18 protein-coding genes and 1 pseudogene are annotated in these 23,898 nt (G+C 41.0%); 14 read left to right on the top strand and 5 right to left on the bottom strand.

What is annotated here, in order from left to right:
- Nucleotides 1-352 precede the first annotated feature (352 nt).
- The 5 genes and pseudogenes from ACFX4H_RS20445 to tagH all read left to right on the top strand — a co-directional run bounded on the left by ACFX4H_RS20445 (nucleotide 353) and on the right by tagH (nucleotide 8,262).
- Nucleotides 353-3,682 carry a CDP-glycerol glycerophosphotransferase family protein gene (locus ACFX4H_RS20445; RefSeq protein WP_377436107.1) on the top strand — a complete coding sequence of 1,110 codons (3,330 nt, stop codon included), beginning with the start codon at nucleotides 353-355 and terminating at the stop codon, nucleotides 3,680-3,682.
- A gap of 96 nt (nucleotides 3,683-3,778) precedes the next feature.
- A complete protein-coding gene (locus ACFX4H_RS20450; protein WP_249598035.1) occupies nucleotides 3,779-5,317 on the top strand; it encodes a glycosyltransferase family 2 protein in 1,539 nt (512 codons plus the stop codon).
- Between the two features lie 123 nt (nucleotides 5,318-5,440).
- A pseudogene (locus tag ACFX4H_RS20455) lies at nucleotides 5,441-6,646 on the top strand (CDP-glycerol glycerophosphotransferase family protein); the annotation flags it as partial.
- Between the two features lie 3 nt (nucleotides 6,647-6,649).
- On the top strand, nucleotides 6,650-7,447 hold the full coding sequence (locus ACFX4H_RS20460; protein WP_034315708.1) for an ABC transporter permease: 798 nt from the start codon (nucleotides 6,650-6,652) through the stop codon (nucleotides 7,445-7,447).
- 17 nt (nucleotides 7,448-7,464) lie between these two features.
- Nucleotides 7,465-8,262 (top strand): teichoic acids export ABC transporter ATP-binding subunit TagH, encoded by a 798-nt coding sequence (tagH, locus tag ACFX4H_RS20465; protein ID WP_034315705.1) that lies wholly within the window; start codon nucleotides 7,465-7,467, stop codon nucleotides 8,260-8,262.
- A 38-nt stretch (nucleotides 8,263-8,300) separates the two neighbouring features.
- Here tagH and ACFX4H_RS20470 read toward each other — a convergent pair whose 3' ends face one another.
- Genes ACFX4H_RS20470 through ACFX4H_RS20480 form a run of 3 tightly spaced genes read right to left on the bottom strand, consistent with a single transcriptional unit; the run spans nucleotide 8,301 to nucleotide 12,453 of the window.
- Nucleotides 8,301-9,467, bottom strand: coding sequence for a glycosyltransferase family 4 protein (locus ACFX4H_RS20470; RefSeq protein ID WP_377436108.1), 1,167 nt, complete (start codon nucleotides 9,465-9,467; stop codon nucleotides 8,301-8,303).
- Between the two features lie 24 nt (nucleotides 9,468-9,491).
- On the bottom strand, nucleotides 9,492-11,018 hold the full coding sequence (gene murJ / locus ACFX4H_RS20475; RefSeq protein WP_377436109.1) for a murein biosynthesis integral membrane protein MurJ: 1,527 nt from the start codon (nucleotides 11,016-11,018) through the stop codon (nucleotides 9,492-9,494).
- Between the two features lie 4 nt (nucleotides 11,019-11,022).
- Nucleotides 11,023-12,453, bottom strand: a complete 1,431-nt coding sequence (locus ACFX4H_RS20480; RefSeq protein WP_377436110.1) for an O-antigen ligase family protein — start codon at nucleotides 12,451-12,453, stop codon at nucleotides 11,023-11,025.
- Between the two features lie 111 nt (nucleotides 12,454-12,564).
- Here ACFX4H_RS20480 and ACFX4H_RS20485 point away from each other — a divergent pair, with 111 nt between their 5' ends.
- The 3 genes from ACFX4H_RS20485 to ACFX4H_RS20495 all read left to right on the top strand — a co-directional run bounded on the left by ACFX4H_RS20485 (nucleotide 12,565) and on the right by ACFX4H_RS20495 (nucleotide 15,592).
- Nucleotides 12,565-13,308, top strand: a complete 744-nt coding sequence (locus tag ACFX4H_RS20485) for a WecB/TagA/CpsF family glycosyltransferase (protein ID WP_377436111.1) — start codon at nucleotides 12,565-12,567, stop codon at nucleotides 13,306-13,308.
- 18 nt (nucleotides 13,309-13,326) lie between these two features.
- Nucleotides 13,327-14,430 carry a glycosyltransferase family 4 protein gene (locus tag ACFX4H_RS20490; RefSeq protein ID WP_377436112.1) on the top strand — a complete coding sequence of 368 codons (1,104 nt, stop codon included), beginning with the start codon at nucleotides 13,327-13,329 and terminating at the stop codon, nucleotides 14,428-14,430.
- 76 nt (nucleotides 14,431-14,506) lie between these two features.
- Complete coding sequence (locus tag ACFX4H_RS20495; protein WP_063574686.1) at nucleotides 14,507-15,592, top strand: glycosyltransferase family 4 protein; 1,086 nt, start codon at nucleotides 14,507-14,509, stop codon at nucleotides 15,590-15,592.
- Nucleotides 15,593-15,765: 173 nt separating this feature from the next.
- On the opposite strand, the gene ACFX4H_RS20500 is transcribed toward ACFX4H_RS20495, so the two are convergent.
- Both ACFX4H_RS20500 and ACFX4H_RS20505 read right to left on the bottom strand, forming a co-directional pair.
- Nucleotides 15,766-16,788, bottom strand: coding sequence for an LCP family protein (locus ACFX4H_RS20500; RefSeq protein ID WP_034315688.1), 1,023 nt, complete (start codon nucleotides 16,786-16,788; stop codon nucleotides 15,766-15,768).
- A 178-nt stretch (nucleotides 16,789-16,966) separates the two neighbouring features.
- Nucleotides 16,967-17,602, bottom strand: a complete 636-nt coding sequence (locus ACFX4H_RS20505) for a YigZ family protein (protein WP_057278137.1) — start codon at nucleotides 17,600-17,602, stop codon at nucleotides 16,967-16,969.
- 614 nt (nucleotides 17,603-18,216) lie between these two features.
- Between ACFX4H_RS20505 and ACFX4H_RS20510 the strand changes: the two genes are divergently transcribed.
- The 6 genes from ACFX4H_RS20510 to ACFX4H_RS20535 all read left to right on the top strand — a co-directional run bounded on the left by ACFX4H_RS20510 (nucleotide 18,217) and on the right by ACFX4H_RS20535 (nucleotide 23,833).
- On the top strand, nucleotides 18,217-19,371 hold the full coding sequence (locus tag ACFX4H_RS20510; protein ID WP_034315684.1) for a sensor histidine kinase: 1,155 nt from the start codon (nucleotides 18,217-18,219) through the stop codon (nucleotides 19,369-19,371).
- 33 nt (nucleotides 19,372-19,404) lie between these two features.
- Nucleotides 19,405-20,088 carry a response regulator gene (locus tag ACFX4H_RS20515; protein WP_063589699.1) on the top strand — a complete coding sequence of 228 codons (684 nt, stop codon included), beginning with the start codon at nucleotides 19,405-19,407 and terminating at the stop codon, nucleotides 20,086-20,088.
- A gap of 184 nt (nucleotides 20,089-20,272) precedes the next feature.
- The gene (locus ACFX4H_RS20520) at nucleotides 20,273-21,115 is read left to right on the top strand and encodes a DegV family protein (protein WP_063589700.1); all 843 of its coding nucleotides are present in this window, start codon (nucleotides 20,273-20,275) and stop codon (nucleotides 21,113-21,115) included.
- A gap of 113 nt (nucleotides 21,116-21,228) precedes the next feature.
- A complete protein-coding gene (locus tag ACFX4H_RS20525) occupies nucleotides 21,229-22,629 on the top strand; it encodes an ATP-dependent helicase ComFA (RefSeq protein ID WP_377436113.1) in 1,401 nt (466 codons plus the stop codon).
- Nucleotides 22,622-23,314: a ComFC family protein gene (locus tag ACFX4H_RS20530; RefSeq protein WP_034315679.1), complete on the top strand. Its 693-nt coding sequence runs from the start codon at nucleotides 22,622-22,624 to the stop codon at nucleotides 23,312-23,314. The genes ACFX4H_RS20525 and ACFX4H_RS20530 overlap by 8 nt, the downstream gene beginning before the upstream one ends.
- 99 nt (nucleotides 23,315-23,413) lie before the next feature.
- Nucleotides 23,414-23,833, top strand: a complete 420-nt coding sequence (locus ACFX4H_RS20535; RefSeq protein WP_377436114.1) for a TIGR03826 family flagellar region protein — start codon at nucleotides 23,414-23,416, stop codon at nucleotides 23,831-23,833.
- Nucleotides 23,834-23,898: the final 65 nt, after the last annotated feature.

Below are 23,898 nucleotides of genomic sequence, written 5' to 3' on the forward strand. Positions count from 1 at the left end.
TATGGAACCATTTAATGAGGGGGAAATATAAACGGTTGACCTGTTTTGAAAGCGTTCACTTTGATAGTAAGAAGACTTCTTTGTAATTGAAAGACATGTTTTTGCTATTCCCTTTCCATTCTGGCAACATGGAAGGACATGCATTTGATTTTTGCGGTTTTTTGTTTTGGTACGACAATGAATCACCTGGATATTTTCTTTTTTGTTCATAGGTGGAATTGAAGGGGAATTAAGGGAAATCCACCTGTATGTTTAATGATATTGAGGAAAAACAAAAAAAAGTTTATGATTTTAAAGTACAATGAATGATTCATTTTTATTTAAATAAATAATTTGTTATAGGTGGTCTAAAATGATTAAAAAGCTTCTTGGAAAAGGGAAAGCAAAAAAAACGCCTAAAATTAAGCTGAAACAAGTTCTGACCATTGCGCAAGAGGAAAATATGCTATTGATTAAAGGAGAATTTTCAATAGAACATTATTGCGCAAAAGAACTATGGCTATATTCTAGGGAAAACGAAGATCAGAAAATAAAAATAGCTGAATCGGTGAGCTCGTCTAAATTTGATTTTAAAGTAGATATGAAAGATTTAATGCGGAAATTAGCAGATGATGAACCGACTGTTTATGACTGTTATATAAAGGTAGCCGTTCCGATTGAAAAGCTGAGTAAGAAAACAATACTTAATATCGAACATAAAGCTGAATATGTAGAAGAGAACGAACGGGTTCATATTGAATTTCCAATTCGTCTAGGGCGTTTTCAGGAGACGTACACGAACAATTTAAGTATTTACACCTATGAAGATAAACAAAGTATATTCTCGATAACGAATAAAGGAAATATATCTCTTTACTTCAATAAAACCCCTAAAATTCAGATTAAGTCTCAAATTGAAAAAATGAAAAACAATTCGAAGACCATGCATGTAAATGGTCAAATCTTCACCAAGCATTCCGCGATCATAAAAGGTGAGGGCCTAGTTAGAGGAAGACAAAGTGGCAAAGAATATCAGGCCAATCTATCTTTTATTCATAATAAGGAAATGAATATTAAGAAATTTGGACTGAATCGTTATATATATGATTTGAAATTGGATTTAGAACAATTAGTCAGTGTGGATTTGGAAGATGATGTCTATGATATTTACATGAAATTACATTTACATGATCAGGAAGAGCCGAAAATGGTACGCGTCGGAAGACCGACCACGAGAACTAAATTATTTACAAAAAAGACCGATGTGAGCTCGAATAATGGAGTGGCCATCATCAATCCATATTATACCTTTAAAGCATCCAATTTATCTTTGGAAGTGTTTAACTTCTCTACGGAAAGTTATCGATATCTAAAAAAGATGATGGGATGGAGGCGTTTTTTGGCCCTATTTAAAAAGAAAAAGGATGTTTGGCTAATTGGCGAAAGAACTTATAAGGCCCAAGATACCGGATATCACTTTTTTAAATATATGAGGGAAAACCACCCTGAAAAAGAAGTCTATTATGTAATAGAAGAAAATTCCGTGGAAGCCAAGAACGTCGAGCCCTTTGGAAATATCCTTTATTTCAAGTCAAAGGATCATATTAAAAAGACAATGGAATCGACACGTATCATTTCATCACATCATCCGGATTATTTATATCCTTTAAGAACATCTGAATTTAAAAATCGTGTTAAGGGAGTTAAGGTATTTCTTCAACATGGTGTTATGGGCACTAAGAACATGGTTGCAAACTACGGCAAAAATGCATCCTCCGGTTTTAGTACGGATGTTTTTCTAGTTAGTTCAGACTTCGAAAAGGATATGATCGTAACGGATTTTGGATACAACGAGAAGGAAGTATTCACGACCGGACTTTCTAGGTTCGACTCACTATTTAAGGATGATGTTTTAACAAAGCGGCAATTACTGATCATTCCGACATGGCGAGATTGGATTACATCCGATGAAATATTTTTGGAAAGCGAGTATTTCGAAAGGTATCAGAACTTGGTGAATCACCCGGTTTTACATGAGTTATCTAAAAATAATGGGTTTGAAATCATTTTTTGCCTTCACCCTAATATGCAGAAATTCACGTCTTATTTTAAAGATGCCCCTGTTCGGGTGATTAGTCAGGGTGAAGTGGATGTCCAAAGGTTAATTAAGGAAAGCGCGATTATGATCACGGACTATTCAAGTGTTGCTTTCGACTTTAGTTTCCTGCATAAACCGGTTATTTACTATCAATTTGATAGAGATCGTTTCATAGGGAAAAGACCGTCACATTTGGATTTGGATAACGATCTTCCGGGTGAAATCGTTGATGAATTGGATGGTTTGTTGGGTGTATTAGCCGAATACGCCAACACTGATTTTGTCATGAAGAAAAAGTATATCGATAAGGCCAACCGTTTTATTAAATATCGGGATGTCCATTCTAATTCAAGGATATTCGAAGTGATTAAACATGCAGAAAAAGATCAGAATTCACTTATTAAATTATATAACCACCCGATATCAAAACTCATTATGAATCGATTTAGGAAAAGTGAACAGTATTTCCCTGTCATGAAAAAAGTTTATAAAATCATGTCCAGGATCATACCGGTTGACCGGAACCTTATTCTTTTTGAAAGTGGGATAGGGAAGCAATTCTCCGATAGCCCCAAATATATTTATGAAGAACTGGTCAAAAGGGATAATAAATATAAAAAAGTTTGGGTGTATAATGGTAATTTACCGATAAAAGGAAAGAACACGAAGCTGATCAAACGCCTAAGCCCGGAATATTATTATTATTTGGCCAAAGCAGGTTATTGGATAAATAATCAAAACTTCCCTACTTATTTAAGCAAAAGGAAGGAAACGACATATATTCAGACTTGGCATGGAACCCCTTTGAAAAAAATGCTGTTTGATATCGATAATATCCAAGGAAGAGACGAGGGGTACTTGAATCGGGTGCATGGTGCAACGAGAACATGGGATTACTTAATATCACCAAGTCCATACGCATCCAAAGCCTTCAGAAGTGCTTTCAAATATGAAGGGGAAATATTGGAAACGGGATATCCGAGAAATGATTTGTTTTACAAGGAAGATGCTTCAATGGTTGCCGACTCAGTGATGGAAAAACTGAAGATACCAAAAGGGAAAAAAGTCATCTTATATGCTCCTACATTCCGGGATAATCAAACTTCGAAAAACAATAAATTCATTTTCGAGCTGAAATTTGATTTGGAAAGAATGAAGGAAGAACTAGGGGATGAATACATCCTGTTGTTAAGGATGCATGTTGTTATAAGTAATAATCTCAGCATTCCGAGCGAATTCGAGGATTTCGTGATAAATGTATCCAATTATTCAGATATCCAGGAACTTTACCTGATTTCTGATATATTGATTACGGATTATTCTTCCGTAATGTTCGATTTTGCTAATACTGCCCGGCCGATTTTGTACTACACGTATGACTTGGAGGATTACAGAGATAACATCCGCGGATTCTATATGGACTTTGAAAAGGAAGCACCAGGTCCATTTTTAAAAACGACTGAGGAGATTATCGATACTATTACCAATATTGATGAAATAAACATGCAATACAAAGAGAGATATGGTTTATTTAGAGAGAAGTATTGTGGAATAGAGGATGGTAAAGCTACACAGAGAATCGTGGATAAATTTTTTAATGATTGATTCCTGAAATAAAGGGTATTGTTGCTTTTAAGTAACTGGTAACTGGCTGCCTGATAGAAACATCTATGTTACCTCTACTTATAAGGAGGGAATCGTATGAATTTCTTGGTACGTCAAAAGGCGAGGGAACTTTTAAAGAGCGGTAATATTTCAATAAAAAATAACCCTGTAGGCTTAAGGAATAAATTTTTAGGAAAAGAAAAAAAGGTCACTGTAGTCACGGCTGCTTATAATGCTGAAAAATTCATCAGAAAAACAATTGAATCAGTAATAAATCAGACAATGGGTATAGATCAGATTGAATATATCATTATTGATGATTGTTCGACTGATGCTACCAATAAAATCATTCAGGAGTATACAGCTAAATATAAAAATATCTGTTCAGTTACTCTTCAAGAAAATAATGGGTCACCTGGGACCCCCAGAAACATTGGAATAGAGTTGGGAACATCCAAATATATAACTTTTTTAGACGCGGATGACTGGCTTGCCCATGATGGACTGGAAAGCCTCCATAATATCCTGGAGGAAACCGGTGATGATTATGTAGTGGGCAAAACGGTAAAAGTCGAATCTGAGGCAGAGAGTGTCATCGGTGAGTTTGCTTCCATTAAAGAAAGAAGAAGCATCACCCCAATGGATGTTCCGCACTTTTTTTATCATATGGGTCCAACGGCCAGGATGATGAATCTGCCTATGGTTAAAGAAAATGAAATTGGTTTTCCGAATATGAAATTCGGTGAAGATAAATGGTTTTTTACTGATGTTTTCTTTAAAGTCAAAGCAGTATCAACTACTAAAAAACCTATTTATTATGTCAATAGGACTTCAGAAAATCCCTCTTCCTTAACACGTGTTACGAATGTGTTGGAAAAAAGGAAAGCGGATATCGACATAATAAAGTATATTCAATCCAAGGACATTGCCATTGAATTGAAAAAGGTGGCCCTTAACCGGATTTATGAGTACGATATTGTAAAAACGTTCGACAGCCAAACTTTTGTGAAATCCAAGAATAAAGAAGATTTTATAGAAATATTAAGGGAAGCTGTCGAAACTGCGAATAACCTGTCATATGACTTTAAGAATGAATTTAAGGTGCCTGTTTATAAATTGGCTCTTGAATTATTCATGGGCGATCGCATTGAGGATTTCGTAAAGTTGTTTGAATGGTTAAAGCGAGAGTCCAATAAAAAGTATCATATTAAAGATGGTTTACCATATTATGAACTTCCATTTCTGGAAGGCGAGTATCGCTTTGTCAGGATACCGATGCTTGCCCGTGCAATGGATTCCTTTATCATGGATAATGTCTATCACCAAAGTTTTGAGATTTATGGTGATGATATAGACAACATAGATTCTGTATTGATACGTGATCGAAAAAGAGTGGACAATGAAATCAATTGCGGAGTTCAAATAGACGGTAATATAGGTCAGTTTACTGTTTCTTTAGAAGAAATTGATAAAATGGAAATGTCATTATTTACAGTGTTCATTCGCTACAATGATTATCAATTGATGAATATTAAAAGGATCCTGAAAAATAAGATGACGTATAATAAGAAAAATGTGGAGTTTTATACAACAGTGGCAAATAATTTGGGACTGGCAATTAAGTCTTTGGAGTAGCTGTTAGAAGTACGCCAAAAATAAGCTCTCCCTTTTATTGGGTGAGCTTATTTTTAGTTTGAAATGATCATTAATCAATAAAAAGGGAGATCGGATATGTCAAATGAAAATGTACAAACCTCAAAGAGACCTTCCTTTCTATCGCTAGTTAAAAATAAGGCTAAAGCAATTATTTTAAGAGGATATAAAATGGCTTTTGCATTGGCGGGCACAGTGTTGCCAGTGGACCAGAAGCTTGTCATTTTTGAGAGCTTTTTGGGCAAGCAGTATAGCTGTAATCCCCGGGCGATTTATGAATACTTGCAGAGTAACCATCCTGAATATAAAATGTATTGGAGCGTGGATAAAAGATATGCTGCTCTTTTCGAAGAGGCAGGCATTCCATATCTCGATCGTTTTTCATTCAGTTGGCTGCTCAAAATGACAAGGGCCCGTTATTGGGTGACGAACAGCAGGCTTCCGCTTTGGATTCCGAAGCCGAAGCACACGATCTATTTGCAAACGTGGCATGGTACTCCACTAAAGAAGCTTGCGGCGGATATGAATGAAGTTCATATGCCTGGAACGACGACGGATAAATATAAAGAAAATTTCCATGCCGAATCAAGTAAATGGGATTATTTAATCTCACCGAATGCTTATTCAAGTGAAATCTTTGCCCGGGCCTTCAATGTCGATGCCTCTAAAATTCTGGAAACCGGTTATCCACGTAATGATATCCTTTACAACGGGAATAATCGTGATACAATCGACTCATTGAAACAGAAGTTGGGTATACCAATAGAGAAAAAGATCGTTTTATATGCCCCCACTTGGAGGGATGATGAGTTTTATAGCAAGGGAAAATATAAGTTCGAAATAAAACTGGATCTGGATCGAATGAAACGGGAATTGGGGGAGGAGTATGTCATTTTGCTCCGTCTTCATTATTTGGTTTCTGAGAACTTGGATTTATCGGCGTATGAAGGATTCGCCTATGATTTATCCAGTTACGAAGATATTAGTCATTTGTATCTTATTTCGGATTTATTAATAACCGATTATTCATCCGTATTCTTTGATTACGCAAATTTACAGCGTCCGATGCTTTTCTATGTATATGATATTGAAAATTACAGGGATAAGCTTCGCGGATTTTACTTTGATTTCGAAAAGAATGCACCAGGTTTGTTAGTCAAAACATCTGATGCGGTCATTGATAGTATCAAGACGATGAAATATGAAAATACCAATGATATCAATCATTTTCACGAGCGGTTTTGTGCACTCGAAGATGGCCAGGCTTCACGCCGTGTCGTAGAAAAAGTGTTTTTAGGAAGGTCTGTGTAATTTATGAGTTCAGCTTTGACCGTTTTAAAAGAACAAATCAAACATTTTTATTTGGTAAGGCGTTTATCTGTTTATGAGGTGAAAAGTGCCAACAGCAGTAACTACCTGGGAGTCCTATGGGAAATCATCAATCCGATGATACAGATTGCGATTTATTGGTTTGTATTTGGATTTATCATCTTAAATCGCGGGGATGATTTCCTTCCATGGCTGATGGCAGGGATCGTTGTCTGGTTCTTTGTGAACCCGGCCATAACCCAAACGTCCAAATCCGTCTATTCCCGAATGAATATGGTATCCAAGATGAGCTTTCCGATGAGTGTGATTCCATCGTATGTCATCTTTGCTAAGTTGTATCAGCATCTCATGCTGCTGGGAGTCATCATCATCCTATTAGGGTTTACAGGTTACCTCCCTACACTCTACATCTTGCAATTGCCGTATTATGTTGCAGCGACGGTCTTGCTGTTATTTTCATTGGGTTTAATCACTTCAACATTATCAACCATCATTCGTGACGTTCATAATATCATCGTGTCCTTAATGAAAGTCATGTTTTATTTAACACCAATCCTTTGGGTAATGGATGCTAAGGAACATCCTACCATAGTCAACATCATGAAGCTGAATCCACTATATTATATTGTGGAAGGGTATCGAGCTTCGTTGTTGGGGGAATCATGGTATCTGATAGCGCATTGGGAGTATACGCTTTATTTCTGGGCAGTCGTTATCATCTTGTTTATGATAGGTTCCTCGCTGCATGTCAGGTTCAGAGATCGCTTTGTTGACTTTAAGTAAACTGGAAGTGAGAAAATTTGGAAAAATCGGTAATAGTCAAAGATATAACGAAAAAATATAAATTATATAATAAAAACTCGGAAAAATTATTGGATCTCCTTTTGCCTAAAAGCTATGGGGAAGAGTACTTCGCTCTGAGGAATGTTAGTTTTGAAGCAGAAAAGGGCGATGTAATAGGATTTGTCGGGGTCAACGGATCAGGTAAATCCACATTGTCCAATATTATTGCAGGCATTGTCCCGCCTACGGACGGAAATGTCCAAACTAATGGGAAAACGGCCTTGATTGCCGTTTCATCGGGCCTGAATAATCAGTTGACGGGCAGGGAAAACATCGAACTGAAAATGCTGATGCTCGGATTCGATAAAAATCGGATCAAAGAACTTGAGCCTGAGATCATTGAGTTTTCCGAACTGGGTAAGTTCATTGACCAACCGGTGAAATCATACTCAAGCGGCATGAAGTCCAGGCTTGGTTTTTCCATTTCCGTGCATATCGATCCAGATATCCTGATTATTGATGAAGCCTTATCAGTCGGGGATAAAAACTTTGCTGAGAAGTGTTTAGAGAAAATGAACGAATTTAAGGCAAAGGGCAAAACGATGTTCTTCGTCAGCCATTCAATCGGTCAGATGAAGAAATTTTGCCAAAAGGCATTATGGCTTGAATATGGAGAGTTAAAGGCATACGGTGCCATGAAGGAAGTAATGCCGCAATATGAGGCATTCTTAAAAGAATATAACGCCATGTCTAAACAAGAACAGAAAAAATACCGTGAAGAGCAAATGAAAAGGCGTAGTTCCGCACTGGTATGAATGTGAAAAGCAGACCCGGGTTTCGGGTCTGCTTTTTTTTAGTTAAGCACTTCAACATAAGCTTTCTCAAACCGCTCGGCCGCTGAAAGGTGGGAGTATTCGCTTTCCATTTTACACCTTGCTTTCGAAGCTAACTTTGCTGCATATTCAGGTTCTTTAAGCAGAAGGGAGATGGCTTGTGCAAGTGCTTCTTTATTTTTTTCCTCTACTAAAAGGCCATCTTCGCCATCAATGAGAATCTCCTTTAAACCTCCGATTGCGCTTGCAATGACGGGTGAGCGGCAACTCATCGCTTCTAAAGCGGAAATGGAAGTCGCTTCTTCCACCCCGTGGGAATGAACGCTAGGGATGAGTACGATGTCCGATGCTTCATAGAGGTTATGCATTTTCTCGAACGGTACAGAACCCAGGAAAAGTACGGAAGCGGATATATTGAGACTGGCTGCGGTTTCCTCAAGCCGGCTTCGCTGTTCCCCTGTACCCGCATAGACCAAAACCGTTTCAGGATGGTTTTCCAGCACCTCCGGCAAAGCAAGGAGCGGGTAGATGACACCGTTCTTTTCCGTCATTCTTCTCGGAACGAAAAGCATCTTTTTATGTAGCGGTATTTGAAAGTCCCGGCGAGTTTGCACCCGCTTTGCCATCTCCGGTTTAAAAGCAGACACGTCAATGAAGTTCTTGATCGTATCCGCCTCTATATGTGCCAAATGATTTATATAGTCTTTGATCCTTTGATCGACCGTCACAACTTTTGCAGCGGACTGATAAGCTTTTCTTTCTAGCTCGCGGATGATCAAATCTTCTTCACTGTCCGGAAGAAGAGCGCCCCTGCTGACTGCCTCGAATGAATAATATCCATGGACGGTTTGCACCGTTGGTATACCGGATTCGATGGAGGCGAGCGTTGCGAAAATGTCTTGGGCATTAATGACATCATAGTTCTTTTTCAAGGCGTTAATAGATGAAGCCAATAATTTTTGGCGTTGCCGATCATTGAAAAGCTGGCCGCTCCCCTGTTTTACTTTATTTAACAAAAACCCTGGAGCCTGGGCGAGCATCTTCCTCTTGAAAGGTGGTAATTGAGAGAAAGATAATATGTCCACATTATGGCCTCGTGACATTAAACCCTTATTTAACGTAGTGATATGGCTCGATAGCCCTCCTTCATGAGGATAGTTGAAAATCGTTGTGATTAAAATGTTCATATTGGCACTCCTTCTTCTACTGGATTATTTTGATGATCTGATCTTTTTCAGCCCTTGCAGGCTGCCTACTTTAAAAAGAATGGATAGTGCGAGATATAATCCGAATACCAGCAGCGTGATGATCACCAATTCCATGATGATGGGCAGCATTAGGGTAAGCGGGTGGATCCAGTGTGCGATTCCGTAAAGGATGACTCCGATGATGGTAAGCTTGCCGCTTTCCTGAAAAACATCCCTGAAAGCGGCCTTGTCCGTACTTTCTGTCTTCAGCCATAGGTAGCCGAAAAGGTAGAGAGATTGCATGAGCATGGAAATCCCTGTTGCTAAAGCAATTCCACCGACGCCGAGATAACGTGATAGAACCCAGCTGAGCAGCACGTTAAGCAAAACGGCAATCAGGCAGGAATACATGGCCACTTTCGTTTTCTTCAAGGCGTAGAAGGCGTTCATCAAATAATCCCTCAGTGCAAAGAATGGGAGGCAAGCTGAATAAAAGAGGAATGCCCTATAAGTCATATCAGTTGCTGAAGCATCGAAAGCCCCGCGTTGGAAAGCCAGAGTGATTAGGCTGTTTCCACTGATTAACATGACGACCATGAACGGAATCGCTAGAAATAACAGTGATTTCAACCCTTTTAAGGTCAAATTAAGGAAGGATTGATAGCCTATAAGCGCGCGCTCGACGATTGAAGGGTACAATACGGTAATCAGCGGCGTGAGGACAATGCTCAATGGCAGCCACAGCAGGCGATTCGCATAATTAAGGGCCGATACGCTCCCAGTTTCGAGCGAAGTCGCAATGATCCGATCGACGACACTATTCAACTGGATCGCCAAAGCGGCGATAATAATTGGATAAAAGGTGAGCAGTGTTTGTGCAATTTGCCTTTTGTGAGGCAGGAAAGAGACGATGGGCCGGATTCCGTATTTCTTCAATAATGGGTATTGAATAAGGAACTGGCTTGCTGCACCGAACACAAACCCCCAAGCCAGTCCTTCAATCCCAAAGGGAGCAGCGAACAATACGGTGGCTGCTATAATGACCGTGTTTTGTGCAGTTGAAGTGAGTGCCGGCAGTATAAAGCGCTTATTCGCATTCAGGACCCCCGTCGCCATGTATGAAAGCGTGAAAAATAGTAAACTTGGCAGCATGATCCGGGTCAGTGATTCCGTCAGGGCAAGCTCTGAATCGGAGAAGCCCGGGGCTGTCATCATGACGAGCGGCTTTATGAAAATCATGCAGGCAATGGTCAGGACTCCGGCAACCAGCATGAAGAAAGAACCTAAAACACTGATGAATTCGTCCGCCTTCTTTGGGTTATCCGCTTTCTTTTCCAAGTAAATAGGAATAACGCCGGCCTGAAGACCGCTGCCGAGAGCCGTAAAAAGAATGGTTGGAATGAGGCTTGCCACGAAAAAAACATCCGCCATGGATGATGCCCCGAAATAGGCGGCTATGATCGATTCCCGCCCGAATCCGAGGACTTTTCCAATGGCTGCAATAATGGTGACGAGCCCGACCGATTTAATGACATTTGAAAGAGTAGGCATATTTTCAATCCTTTAAAATGATGTCCTTCTGTAAACAGAATCCCAAACAACTATAAAATATCAGCGTAAACGTTTTATCTTCGAGAATATTGTAGAAAAGTCCTGCTAATAGTGCGGCCAACATCAGGCAGATGGTGAACGCCCCAAATGTGCCTTTTCCCGATTTCAGGATTTTCCGGCAGGTGAAAAAGATGAATGCAAGAACTGCAAGGAAGCCGAGCACACCAGTTTGGACCAGAATCTGGATATATTGATTATCGGTATACATCCTTTCACCAATTTGGTACTCCTGATAGATTGGCGAGGAGAAGGAAAGTGTCGCAGAATCTCCGAAGGTTGCTAGCCCGGTGCCGATTATCGGGTGATCTTTGAAAATTTCAATTCCCTTGATTAGGACATATAACCGGCCCCATTCCGTACTTTGGTGCAGGGTCTTATCAGAGAACATTTCTGAAAAGCGATTGGAGAGGGCATCTTCGTGTTCGGAAGATGGAGTGCTGCCGATCACCACGTTTTCCATGGGAATCGATGCGGATACCTCCACTTTGCTTGATGCAAATAAAACTGGGTAATAAATAAGGAGCAGTCCGAGACAAAATGCTCCTACAGCATACTTGAGAAATGGTTTATTTCTAGTCCAAATTATAAAGACAAGCGCAGCGAACCCGAATGCAATCATCGTGCCCCGCGAATAGGTAAGCAGTAACGTTCCGGAAATCAGGATGGCAGCCAGAAAGACGATCCATTTATATTTTTTCAGCGACTGAAATAGAAAGAAACCAAGGAATAACTGAATGCTTAAGAATAAGGCAAATACATTAGGATTGGCTGGTGCTCCATAAATCCTCATGCGGTTTGTTGGAGAAAGATTCCACAATTCCCATGTGCGGGGAAGCAGGATTGTACGGGAAAAGATTTTCTCCACTATGCCATGCAGGCAAAGTAAGATAGTAAATATTAGGATTACCTTCAAAAAGCGAAAGATATCCTTTCTTTCTAGATTTAATTCACCGATAATGTAAAGAAGCAAGAATGTAATAAGCAATCCACGGAGTTCAAACAAGATGGGGAGGATTCCCACCCCGTTTATGAGTGCAGCACCGGCACCAATTAAACAAAACAACCAAAATGGCGCAGTGAAATGATATTTCGAAAATGGCCATTCGTTCTTTTTGAATTTTTCTATAAGCAAAGAAATGAATAAGGTGAGGATGATCAGGTCACCTGTATAAGTTAAGCCGCTATTCAGTTCCATCAATAGGGGACGGGCAGGGAAATAAATGAATAGAATTAATAACAGGTTTTTTTTATTTATAACGATAAAAACGAGCATCAACGCCGTTGCCATGTAACCGGCGATAGGGTGAGGCACTGCCGATGGGATGAGCAGGCACAGAAATAGAATGGGTAACGATTGTTTTTCTATAAACTTCAATTGATTAACCACCTTTGAATCAAAAATCACGTTCTATGATGTGTATGAAAAAATTTCTTGAATAATACCCCACCCTTTAGATGTATAGTACATATGAAAGGCTGAAGTGAAATGACAGAGAAGTTTGTTGAGATACTAACCATACCATTCATTGATAGCAATATGGATGAGTTCATGAATAGAATGATTTATCCGAGATTGATGAATCAGGAAAAAACGTTTGTCGTTACGGCAAATCCGGAAATAGTCGAGTATGCAAATGAACATCGGGATTATAAAGACATCATTATATCGGCTGATTACATCACTCCTGATGGCGTTGGTATTATTATGGCCTCTAAATGGCTAAATCAACCTTTACAAGAGCGGATTACAGGATTCGACTTGATGAATGAATTATTTCGGGTCGCTGATGAAAAAGCGTTGAAGGTTTATCTGCTTGGAGCGGAGGAAAACGTGATTGAAGCAGCGGCCCTGAAAGTGAAAGAAATATATCCGGGTCTCGAGTTGGTGGGATACAACCATGGTTACATTGATATCAAGGATGATGCCCTGCCGAAGTCGATAGCGGAACTGGAACCTGACATCATATTGACTGCATTAGGGTTCCCCAGGCAGGAGAAATGGGTTTCCAGACACTATGCGTTATTCAATAAAGGGTTATTCATGGGGGTAGGGGGAAGCTTTGATGTCCTTGCGGGAAAGGTGAACCGCGCCCCGGTTTTCTGGCAAAAAATGCGTCTTGAATGGTTGTACCGACTGATCCAGCAACCTTCACGGTGGAAACGGATGCTTGCGCTGCCAAGATTCGTATTAAAGGTTCGGCGGTTAAGGAAAACGGTGCAGCGTTCCTGAACATAAGGAGTGGACTGGATGAGAATCTTGCACTTAAACGCTGGTAATGAAACCGGCGGAGGTATGTTTCATATTATGTCCTTACTGAACCAATTGAATAAAGAGGAGTGTTTGCTAGGTGTATTTGAAAATGGTGAACTATACCGGCGGGCCATGTCCTCCGGGATACAAACTGAACTTTTCAAGCAACATTCCAAATATGACCTTTCAATTTTGAAACCTTTAAGGGACTTTATCCGTCTAAATAATATAGACATCATCCATACACATGGTCCGCGGGCTAATATATATGGTGCTTTTATAAAGCGCCTCATTAAATGCCCATGGCTCCTTACTGTTCACAGTTCGCCTCATCATGATTTTTTAGGGCAGGGTGTAAAAGGGAAATTGTTTACTGGCCTTCATGTAAGGTCATTCCAATATGCCGATCATATACTGGCGGTTTCCGACCGCTTTAAGCAGGACTTGATTGACCAAGGAATCCATTCATCCAAAATAACAAAGATCCTGAACGGAATTGACTTTGAAAAGGAACTGCCTTTCCCGTTTCAAAGAGAAGATTTCGGGTTTGGGAAAGATGATTTCATCATCATCATGCCTGCAAGGCTTGAACCGGTTAAAGGTCATGAATTTGCTTTATCGGCACTAAGTGAAGTGGTATCGGAATTCCCCCATGTGAAGCTGATCCTTGCAGGGGACGGAAGCAGGAGAACCGCTCTAAAAGAGATGGTCTCGGAAAAGGGATTATCCGATCATGTGTATTTTTTAGGGTATCGTGAAGATTTAGATCGAATCTACCCATTGGGGGACATCACATTATTGACTTCCTTAAGCGAAAGTTTCCCACTCGTTTTACTTGAAGGAGCAAGATCGGGTCTTCCGGCAATCACTAGTGATGTCGGCGGTGTACAGGAATTGATTCCCGATCGGAGCAAGGGCTGGATAACGGATATCGGCAATGTCGAACAGCTGAAACAGGCCATCTGCAATGCTTTGGAATTAAAAAAATCCGGGGACTTGACAAAGATAGGGCTGGATTTACAAAAATTTGCAAAAAACAACTTTTCTATAGAGATTTTAGCCAATAACGTATATAATGTTTATTTGAGGATGAAAAATTAAAATAAGCATTTATATATAGGTTTTCTTATAGATCGTAACGGGTATTAGATTTTTAGTTGAATTGAGGTGGTTCTTGATGTTAATAGGGGCCTTGTTGGTAGCCTTTTTATTATCCATTTTTTTGACTCCTTTTGTCGGAAAGCTGGCTTTTAAATTAGGAGCTACCGATAAACCGAATGAGCGAAAAGTGCATAGTAAAATTATGCCGCGCATGGGCGGTTTAGCTATATTTTTGAGTTTTTGCATTACCTTCTTGCTCTTCTTGCTCTTCTTGCCTTTCATGGATGATTTTGGGGAGCAGCTGCCTTTTGGGGAGCAGCTGCCCCTTCTGGTGGGAGCGCTTGTCATCATATTGATTGGGATGGCTGATGATATTTTTGAATTAAGAGCTGCACCCAAATTCCTGGGCCAGGTTTTGGCTGCCCTCATTATCGTATTATGGGGCGGTCTTGAAGTGGAATTCATCAACTTGCCGTTCTTTACCGATACTCTTGAATTTGGTGTTTTCAGTATACCGATCACCATTTTATGGATCGTCAGCATCATTAATGCAATCAACCTAATAGATGGACTGGATGGTCTTGCAGGCGGTGTCTCGACGATCGCATTAGTGACAATTGCAACTATGGCCCTTATTAAAGGGGACCTATTTGTTGCCGTGGTCGCATTGATCGTGATTGGAAGCACTCTTGGCTTCTTGAAATATAACTTCCATCCGGCAAAGATTTTCATGGGAGATACAGGTGCCTTATTCTTAGGTTACATCATTGCCGTTCTGTCCCTGCTAGGGTTTAAAAACGTAACGATGATTTCCTTGATCGTACCGATCATCATTTTGGGTGTTCCCATTTCGGATACATTTTTCGCGATTATCCGCAGGGTCGTCAATAAACAGCCGATTTCGGCTGCTGATAAATCACATTTACATCACTGTTTGATAAACTTGGGATTCACCCATAAGCAAACTGTCTTACTCATTTATGCTTTAGCTGCTTGCTTTGGTTTAGCGGCCATAATCTTTTCATTTGCCACGATGTGGGGGGCTTTGATCCTTGTAACGGGACTTCTGCTGATCATAGAGATTTTCGTGGAGAAAATTGGCTTGGTCAATTCAAACTACCAGCCGTTGCTCAAGATGCTCAACTTTAAAAACAAGCCATGATCATTTAGGAATAGATTACTAGATTCGCTAGTTTTATTGGAAAGCCACCAATCGTTTGAAGTAACGGTTGGTGGCTTTTTTGTAATACAGGCTTGATCTTTTTAGGGCTATTCTTTGTGATTTCATATAATGCATCAAAAAACCCCCTACTCATGACGAGTGGGGGGTTCGCTTTATTCTTGTATTTGTGATTGAACTGCTTCAGTTTGATTGCCTTCAGCTGGTCCCAGGTTCAAGTGGGATTGAAGCAACAGCTTAGTGTTCGCTAATGATGTATCGTTCAGCTGATAATAATAGCTTCCGTTAATGGTAGAATCCTGACCTTCAAGTTTGATGGTTTCAAGATTGATGCCTTTATCGGTAGTCACATATTTTATGAAACCTCTCATTTGCGAGAATTTAAGGTTCGTTGTCATATTGTCGCCGACAGCTTCCATTACGTCTGTATATTTCGTTAGTGATCCAGCAGAGGTTGCTTTGGCAATGATGGCTTTCAGCACTTCCTGCTGACGCTCGCCGCGTTGGATATCACTGTCTTTTTTACGTGTCCGTGCAAATGCTAATGCTTCTTCACCATCAACGGTCTGTAATCCTTCTTCGAGGTGGATGGCATTCTTTTTGTCATGTGAATCGATTTCATACATTTCATAAGGGACGTCGACTTCGATGCCATCCAATGAATCTACAACATCGATGAAAGCATTGAAGTTCATGCGAACATAATAATCGACAGGGACATCGAGTAACTCCTCTACGGTGTCCATCGTCGCTTTCGGACCGCCGGCTGCATGGGCCGCGTTGATTTTCGTGGTTACGCCTTTAGCTGGCACGTAAACATATGAATCACGCGGAATGCTTAATAGCTTTATAGATTTTTGGTCTTTATTGAATGTGGCCAGCATTAAAGCATCCGACCGGGAATTTCCTTTTAAGTCACGGTCCTTGCTATCATCGATTCCTATGAAAAGAATCGAGAAATTATCTTCGAGCGGGTCGATCGCTGCATCTCGCTTTGCTGAAGCTTCCACAGGGTCATAGGAATCATTGAATACATTCTGGGCTTTCATATACAGGGTTGCAGCATACGTAGAAGCCCCCAGACCAAGTACCAGAAGGGGAACAAGCAATAACCAAAGCCTCTTTCGCCTTTTTTTCTTTGTTTTTTTAATTTTATAAACACGCCTAGTAGTAGACATCTTTTTCTTCTCCTTTTAAATAACGAACATCAGACATATATCGCTATTTTTCGAATCCTGCAGTTTATATTTCGTCATATATTACACCTAATTTTACAATGATTTAATAATTTCGTAAAATAAATATTTCTTTTCAATTATATTACAGCAAAAAAAAGGGAAAATATGCAGGAGTATATCAGGAGAATTCCTCTTCCAAATAAAGCATTTCTTCCTCGGTGATATGGCCCTGACCATTTGTCAGCTCTGTAATCCAAGCGATATATGTCTCTTTTTGTGTTTCCTCAACATATACAAGGATATTGACCTGATCAAGGTATTGAATTTCCTTTATTTGATAAATGGAAGAGCGCAATTCGTTTTCCAATTTTCCAAGCCAGGTATAGTCGACGGTTGTCGAAATGACCCGCATCAGTTTCCTAATGACGACACCAGTGGCATTTATCCCTTCTGAAGTCGCTTTGCTGTAAGCGCGAATGAGACCGCCAGCACCAAGTTTGATGCCGCCAAAATACCGAGTGACCACAACAGCTGTGTCTTTCAGTTCTTTCTTCTTAAGCACTTCTAGGATAGGGACGCCTGCCGTTCCGCTCGGTTCCCCATCGTCGAGGGCTTTTTGGATTTGATTTTGTTCCCCGATCATATAAGCTGAACAATTATGTGTAGCATCTTTGTGCTTTTTCTTGATTTCCTGGATAAAGGCCTGTGCGGCATCTTCGGTTTCGACCCGGGCGATGTGGGAAATAAAACGGGATTTTTCAATGACGATTTCATGTTCGCCGCGACCAGCCACCGTTAAATATTGAGTGAGCATATTATTCCACCTTCGTGCTTCCTATTAGTTGATTTATTATAAGGCTTTGCGGAAAAAGTGGCAATCACGATTCATTTACATACTGCATGTGTAAAGAAACTTTAATATAAGATAAAGCTGTACGTGTTATAATTAATTTCATTGCCTGTTATTGTTATTAGCTGGTCATATATGCTTAAAAGAATAACATTATAGGAAAAACATGAGTTCTGTGCCATTATCCTGGCTTTACCTTAACGTGTCCTCTCATTTCAAGGATTTTGCCATTTAATAAATGCATCTGTTTCATATGATAATCAATGGAGCGGAATATCCCATTTGATTGAAAAGGATATTTTGTATTAGGATAATTGATATGGCTATCTGCCTTTAATAGGCAGACTTAATGGCCGGATTATGAGATGTATAGTAAGTATGTACATTTTATGGAAACCAAAAAGGAAATTAACGTATTTTTAAACTTTTTTTGGTACAATATGTTCATGAAGGTTACTTCATACAAATGTTTCCTGAAATTTAACCATTCATGAAAAAGGGAAAGAACTTTTTTCCATATACATAGTCTTTGAGACAATAAATTGTTTAAGTCTTTTGATTTAAGTGGAGGGATCTTAATGTCCATAAAAAAGGTTGATGCTAAAGCATTGGACAAGATCTTAGAAACAATGGTGAGCACTGTTAGTGAAAGTAAGGATGAAGTCTTTGATATCGGCGAACAATGCCGAAAGGACTTCGAGACATTATCAAAAGAGCTTGATGATGTGAAAATCAGGGTTGCCATTGTGATAACCGACAGCGATGCACTGGATTCAAAAGCCAGGTTTGCTCGAAAAAGGCTTTCAGAAGTCAGTATGCACTTCAACCATTTTTCTGAAGAACAAGTGCGCGATGCTTATGAAAGGGCACATAAGCTGCAAGTCGATTTACAAATTAACCGGCAATTGGAGAAAGAGCTCCGTAATCGCCGGGATGAACTTGAGTTAAGGTTAAGGGGTTTGCAGCAGACGATCGATAAAGCGGTGCATCTCGTCTCGCAAATATCGGTGGTGCAGAATTATTTGACACAAGATCTTAAATTTGTGGGGGAAGCCCTTCAAGAAGCGAAACGCAAGCAGGACTTCGGACTGAAAATAATCGAAGCCCAGGAGCAGGAACGTAAAAAGCTCTCACGTGAAATCCATGATGGTCCGGCGCAAATGCTGGCAAACGTCATGATGCGCTCAGACCTGATAGAACGAGTGCAGCGGGAGAGAGGTCCTGATGAAGCGTTAGTGGAAATCCGCAGTTTAAAGGTCATGGTAAGGAATGCTTTATATGAAGTGCGAAGAATCATCTATGACCTTAGGCCTATGGCACTTGATGATTTAGGACTTGTTCCAACCCTTAGAAAGTACCTGCAAACGACCGAAGACTATAATAATGGCGTGAATCTGAATTTCGTCAACCTTGGGCAGGTCAAAAGGCTCCCTTCCGATATGGAGGTCGCATTATTCAGGCTGGTTCAAGAGGCTGTACAAAATTCATTGAAGCACGCGGACCCAAAACAGATTCAAGTTAAACTGTCCATTTCCAAGGAGATGGTGACCGTCGTCGTCAAAGATGATGGAAAGGGGTTTGACTCTTCGATTCAAAAAGAAGGCTCATTTGGCTTGGTTGGAATGAGAGAAAGAGTCGAGCTGCTGGAAGGTGAAATGACTATCGATTCACAACCGGGGGCAGGCACTTTGGTATTTATCCAAATTCCCTACCATTTAAATAATAGAGAATAGACATATTAAATAGAAACTAGGAGGAAGAAGCCGTTGAAGACTAGTATCGTCATAATCGATGACCATCAGCTTTTTCGTGAAGGCGTAAAGCGCATATTAGATTTTGAATCATCCTTTGATGTTGTTGCCGAGGGTGATGACGGAAGCGAAGCTATGGATCTTGTTGAAACACATAAACCTGATGTTGTTATCATGGATATCAACATGCCGAACATGAATGGGGTCGAAGCTACAAAAATGCTCGTGAGCCGTTACCCTGAAACAAAAGTCATCATCCTTTCCATTCATGATGATGAAAACTACGTGCAGCACGCATTGAAAACAGGAGCACAAGGTTATCTGTTGAAAGAGATGGACGCAGACGCGTTGATCGATGCTGTGCGTGTAGTCGCTGAAGGCGGCTCATACCTTCATCCGAAGGTCACCCATAACTTAGTTAAAGAATATCGCCGTTTAGCAGCTGAAGAGGGTGCTGATCGTGATTCCATACATACGATAGAAATCAGGAGGCCGCTTCACCTATTGACTCGACGTGAATGTGAAGTGCTTCAGCTTTTAGCTGACGGGAAAAGCAACCGGGCCATCGGCGAAACTCTATATATCAGTGAAAAAACAGTCAAGAACCATGTGAGTAACATTCTTCAGAAGATGAATGTGAATGACCGTACACAAGCGGTTGTCCTAGCTATTAAAAACGGCTGGGTAGAAGTGAAGTAATCAAAGCGTTCGATAAGTCCGGCTCTTCAGATTCCGCAATGCGTGCTGAAGGGCTGGATTTTTTTGTTTGATGATCATATTCAAATTTTTGGTAATTAAAAAAGCTATTTAATGCAAATAAAGGCATTTTCAGATAGAATGTTGAATATGATACGAAGTAAATTTTTATAAGGATGGTACTGATATGAAAACCGCAGTCGTAACAGATAGCACTGCATATATACCAAAGGAAATGCGTGATCGTTTACATATACATATGATGCCGCTTAATGTCATTTTTTCCAATGAAGCTTACCGGGAGGAAATTGATATTACTGCGGATGAGTTTTATGAGGAAGTAAAGAGGCAGGAGAAATTGCCGACCACTTCACAGCCTCCAATCGGGAAGTTTGTCGAGAAGTTCGAGGAACTGCAAAAAGAATATGATGATGTTATTTCCATTCATTTATCGAGCGGCATCAGCGGCACGTATCAAGGAGCTGTATCTGCAGGTGAAATGGTCGAGGGAATCAGGGTTCATGCGTTTGATTCGGAAATCAGCTGCATGGTACAAGGGTTTTACGTGATCGAGGCGGCGAAGATGGCACTTGATGGCAAAGGTGCAGAAGAAATCATGGCCAGGCTTGAAGAAATGAAACCATCGGTCAAGGCATACTTCATGGCAGATGACCTATCCCATCTCCAGCGCGGCGGCCGCTTAAGCAGTGCCCAAGCTTTGATCGGCAGTCTGCTTCAAGTGAAGCCGGTGCTCCATTTTGTTGATAAAGTCATCGTCCCATTCGAAAAAATCCGTACAAGGAAAAAAGCGATGAAACGGATTGCCGATTTACTTGGAGAAGAGGCGGCGAGCGGCGAGAAATATAAGGCCGTCATCATTCATGCAAAACGGGAAAGTGAAGCCAAAGACTGGAAAGCGGAACTTGAAGCCCGGTTCCCGAATGTCGAATTCGACATCAGCTACTTCGGCCCAGTAATCGGAACGCATCTGGGCGAAGGCTCGATGGGGATGGGCTGGTATAAAATTTAAGCTTTGACGCCTTTACTAATTGAAAGGCGTTTTTTTATGAACAAAAAGGAATCCGGGAATTAAAAGCGAATGATAAGGGGGAGTGTAATATATCAAGAAATGGAGGTTGCAGTTTGAAAAAAACGAGCATTTCCCCGCCTTATTCCCCTGAACTTCAGAACCATCTCACCGGAAAACATCTTTTGGCCTTCGAAATCCCCTTCTCCCAAGAAATCCTCACAGAGCACCTCAAGAATGGGTATGTCTCGGAAACTTGCGGCGTGCAATCCGGGAACGGCAGTTATCACTGTGTACGCTGCGGTAACAAAGATCAAACCTTATTTTATACTTTCCCTTGCAAGATTTGCAATCTAGATTGCACTTACTGCCGCTCATGCATCCTGATGGGACGGGTCAGTGAATGTGCAAAGCTTTATAGGTGGACCGGTCCCGGCATTCAATATACGATTCCTGACAATGTGATGAGGTGGATGGGCACTTTATCGGCAGGTCAACAGAATGCGTCCGACTGTGTCGTTGAAGCCGTAAACGGAAAAGATGAATTCCTAGTATGGGCTGTATGCGGGGCAGGGAAGACGGAGGTGTTATTTCCAGCGATTGAGGCAGCCTTGCTTGCCGGGAAACGGATTTGTTTGGCAACACCGCGTACCGATGTCGTTCTCGAACTCTCCCCAAGGTTAAAAAAAGCTTTTCCTGCCATTGAAGTCACTACCCTCCATGCCGGTAGTGAAGATCGACATGGTTTTTCGCCACTGACCGTTTCCACGACCCATCAGCTTTTCCGTTTTATTGAAGCTTTCGATGTCATCATCGTTGATGAAGTCGATGCGTTTCCCTACTCAATGGATGATTCGCTGCATTATGCGGTTAATAAGTCGAAAAAGGTATCCGCGGCAACCATCTACTTGACCGCCACACCTTCGAAGAGTATGCGGCGGCTATACCGAAGCGGCAAATTGAAAGCCTTCATAATCCCGGCCCGTTATCATCGCCAGCCAATCCCCGTTCCTGAAATGAAGTGGAGCGGCAATTGGCAAAAACTATTCCTTCAACAAAAGATTCCATCGAAAATCAACGCATGGGTAAGTGAGCGCCTTAACCAGAATATCCCCTTCCTATTGTTTTTTCCAAGCATCAAAGTGATGGAGCAAGTCCTTCCGCTGTTTCAAAGGCTGTCCCCTGAATTATCGATTGTCCACTCCCTGCACCCTGATCGAAAGGAAAAAGTAATGGCCTTAAGGAATGGACTCGTTCCGGGATTACTGACCACGACCATCCTGGAACGGGGCGTGACAATCGAGCGGTTGGAAGTAGCCGTGATCGGTGCTGAACATGAAGTGTTTTCCGATAGCGCTCTCGTTCAGATTGCCGGCAGGGTAGGGAGAAGCTTTGCGAACCCTTCCGGGACGGTCACCTTTTTTCATTACGGTAAAAGTGAAGCGATGTCCGAGGCGGTCCGCCATATACAGATGATGAATAAAAATGCCATGAAAAGGGGGCTGCTGGATGAATAGATGTCTAGTTTGTGATGAAGGAATGAAGCAAGCTTTGACATGGGGGAGCCTGCTAAAGCAGGCCGAGGCAAGGGCAATCTGTGAAGGATGTGAGGGGAAACTTAATAGGATAACCGGAGATACATGTACAATGTGCTCAAGGGAGCTGGGAGGGGACCATATGACCGGTGACCTCTGTTTCGATTGTTCAAGATGGGAAAGGAATAGGGAATGGGGAGGCTATTTGTCGAAGAACATAGCGCTATTTCATTATAATGAATACTTAAAAGACCTGATTGCTAAATATAAGTACCGGGGTGATTATGCGTTAGCTGAGGTTTTCGTCCCTTTTTTGAAAGAAAGGTTAAAGGAGGTGGAGTTTGACCTGGTAACCGCCATCCCGCTTAGCGATGAACGGCTTAAGGAGCGGGGGTTCAACCAGGGAAAGGCTTTGGCAGATCTAGTTGGACTTCATACGGTTGAGACCTTGACAAGAATCCATACCGAAAAACAATCAAAAAAATCTCGTCAAGAGAGAATGTCATTACCGCAGGTTTTTCAGGTCATGCAATCTGATATGCTGGAGCATAAATCCATTTTGATCATCGATGATATTTACACAACTGGCACAACTCTCAGGCATGCAGCCAAAGCATTGATAACAGCTGGGGCCAAAGAAGTATCATCGATCACCCTGGCTAGGTGAAAAAGCTTATTTTAATAAAACTCCCTAAAGTATCACCGGGATTATTCGATATATACAGTACTGAAGAATAATCGCCGTGATGGTGAAGGAGGGGCCTCGATGGATGTATTCAACTGTCCAAACTGTAATTCGTTATTCGTTATGACGAAATTCCGTGATGTGTGCGATGCCTGTTATAAAGAAGAAGAAGCCCAATATGATAAAGTGTATGCATATATTCGCAAGAAAACAAATAGAACGGCGTCCATGATGCAGGTGGTTATGGAAACCGGCGTTGAAGAAAGGTTAATTATTAAATTTGTGAGAACCGGAAAGCTGAGAATTTCACAGTTTCCCAATCTCGGAATTCCTTGTGAAAAGTGCGGCGCCAACATCAAGAGCGGAAGGTTATGCGGCAAATGCGGCGATTCGCTCGTTACGGATTTGCAGGCATTTGAAAATGAAGAAATGCGCCTGACTGAAATTCAAGGAAATGATAAAAAAAATACGTACTACATGAAGGATGAACAAAAAGGGTAATTCATTCATGGAAACATGATGACGTTTTTGTTAAAATATTCGATATTGAGAACAATGTTCGACAA

It is taken from the genome of Peribacillus sp. YIM B13477, from assembly GCF_042787955.1.
GTDB classification, from domain to species: domain Bacteria; phylum Bacillota; class Bacilli; order Bacillales; family DSM-1321; genus Peribacillus; species Peribacillus frigoritolerans.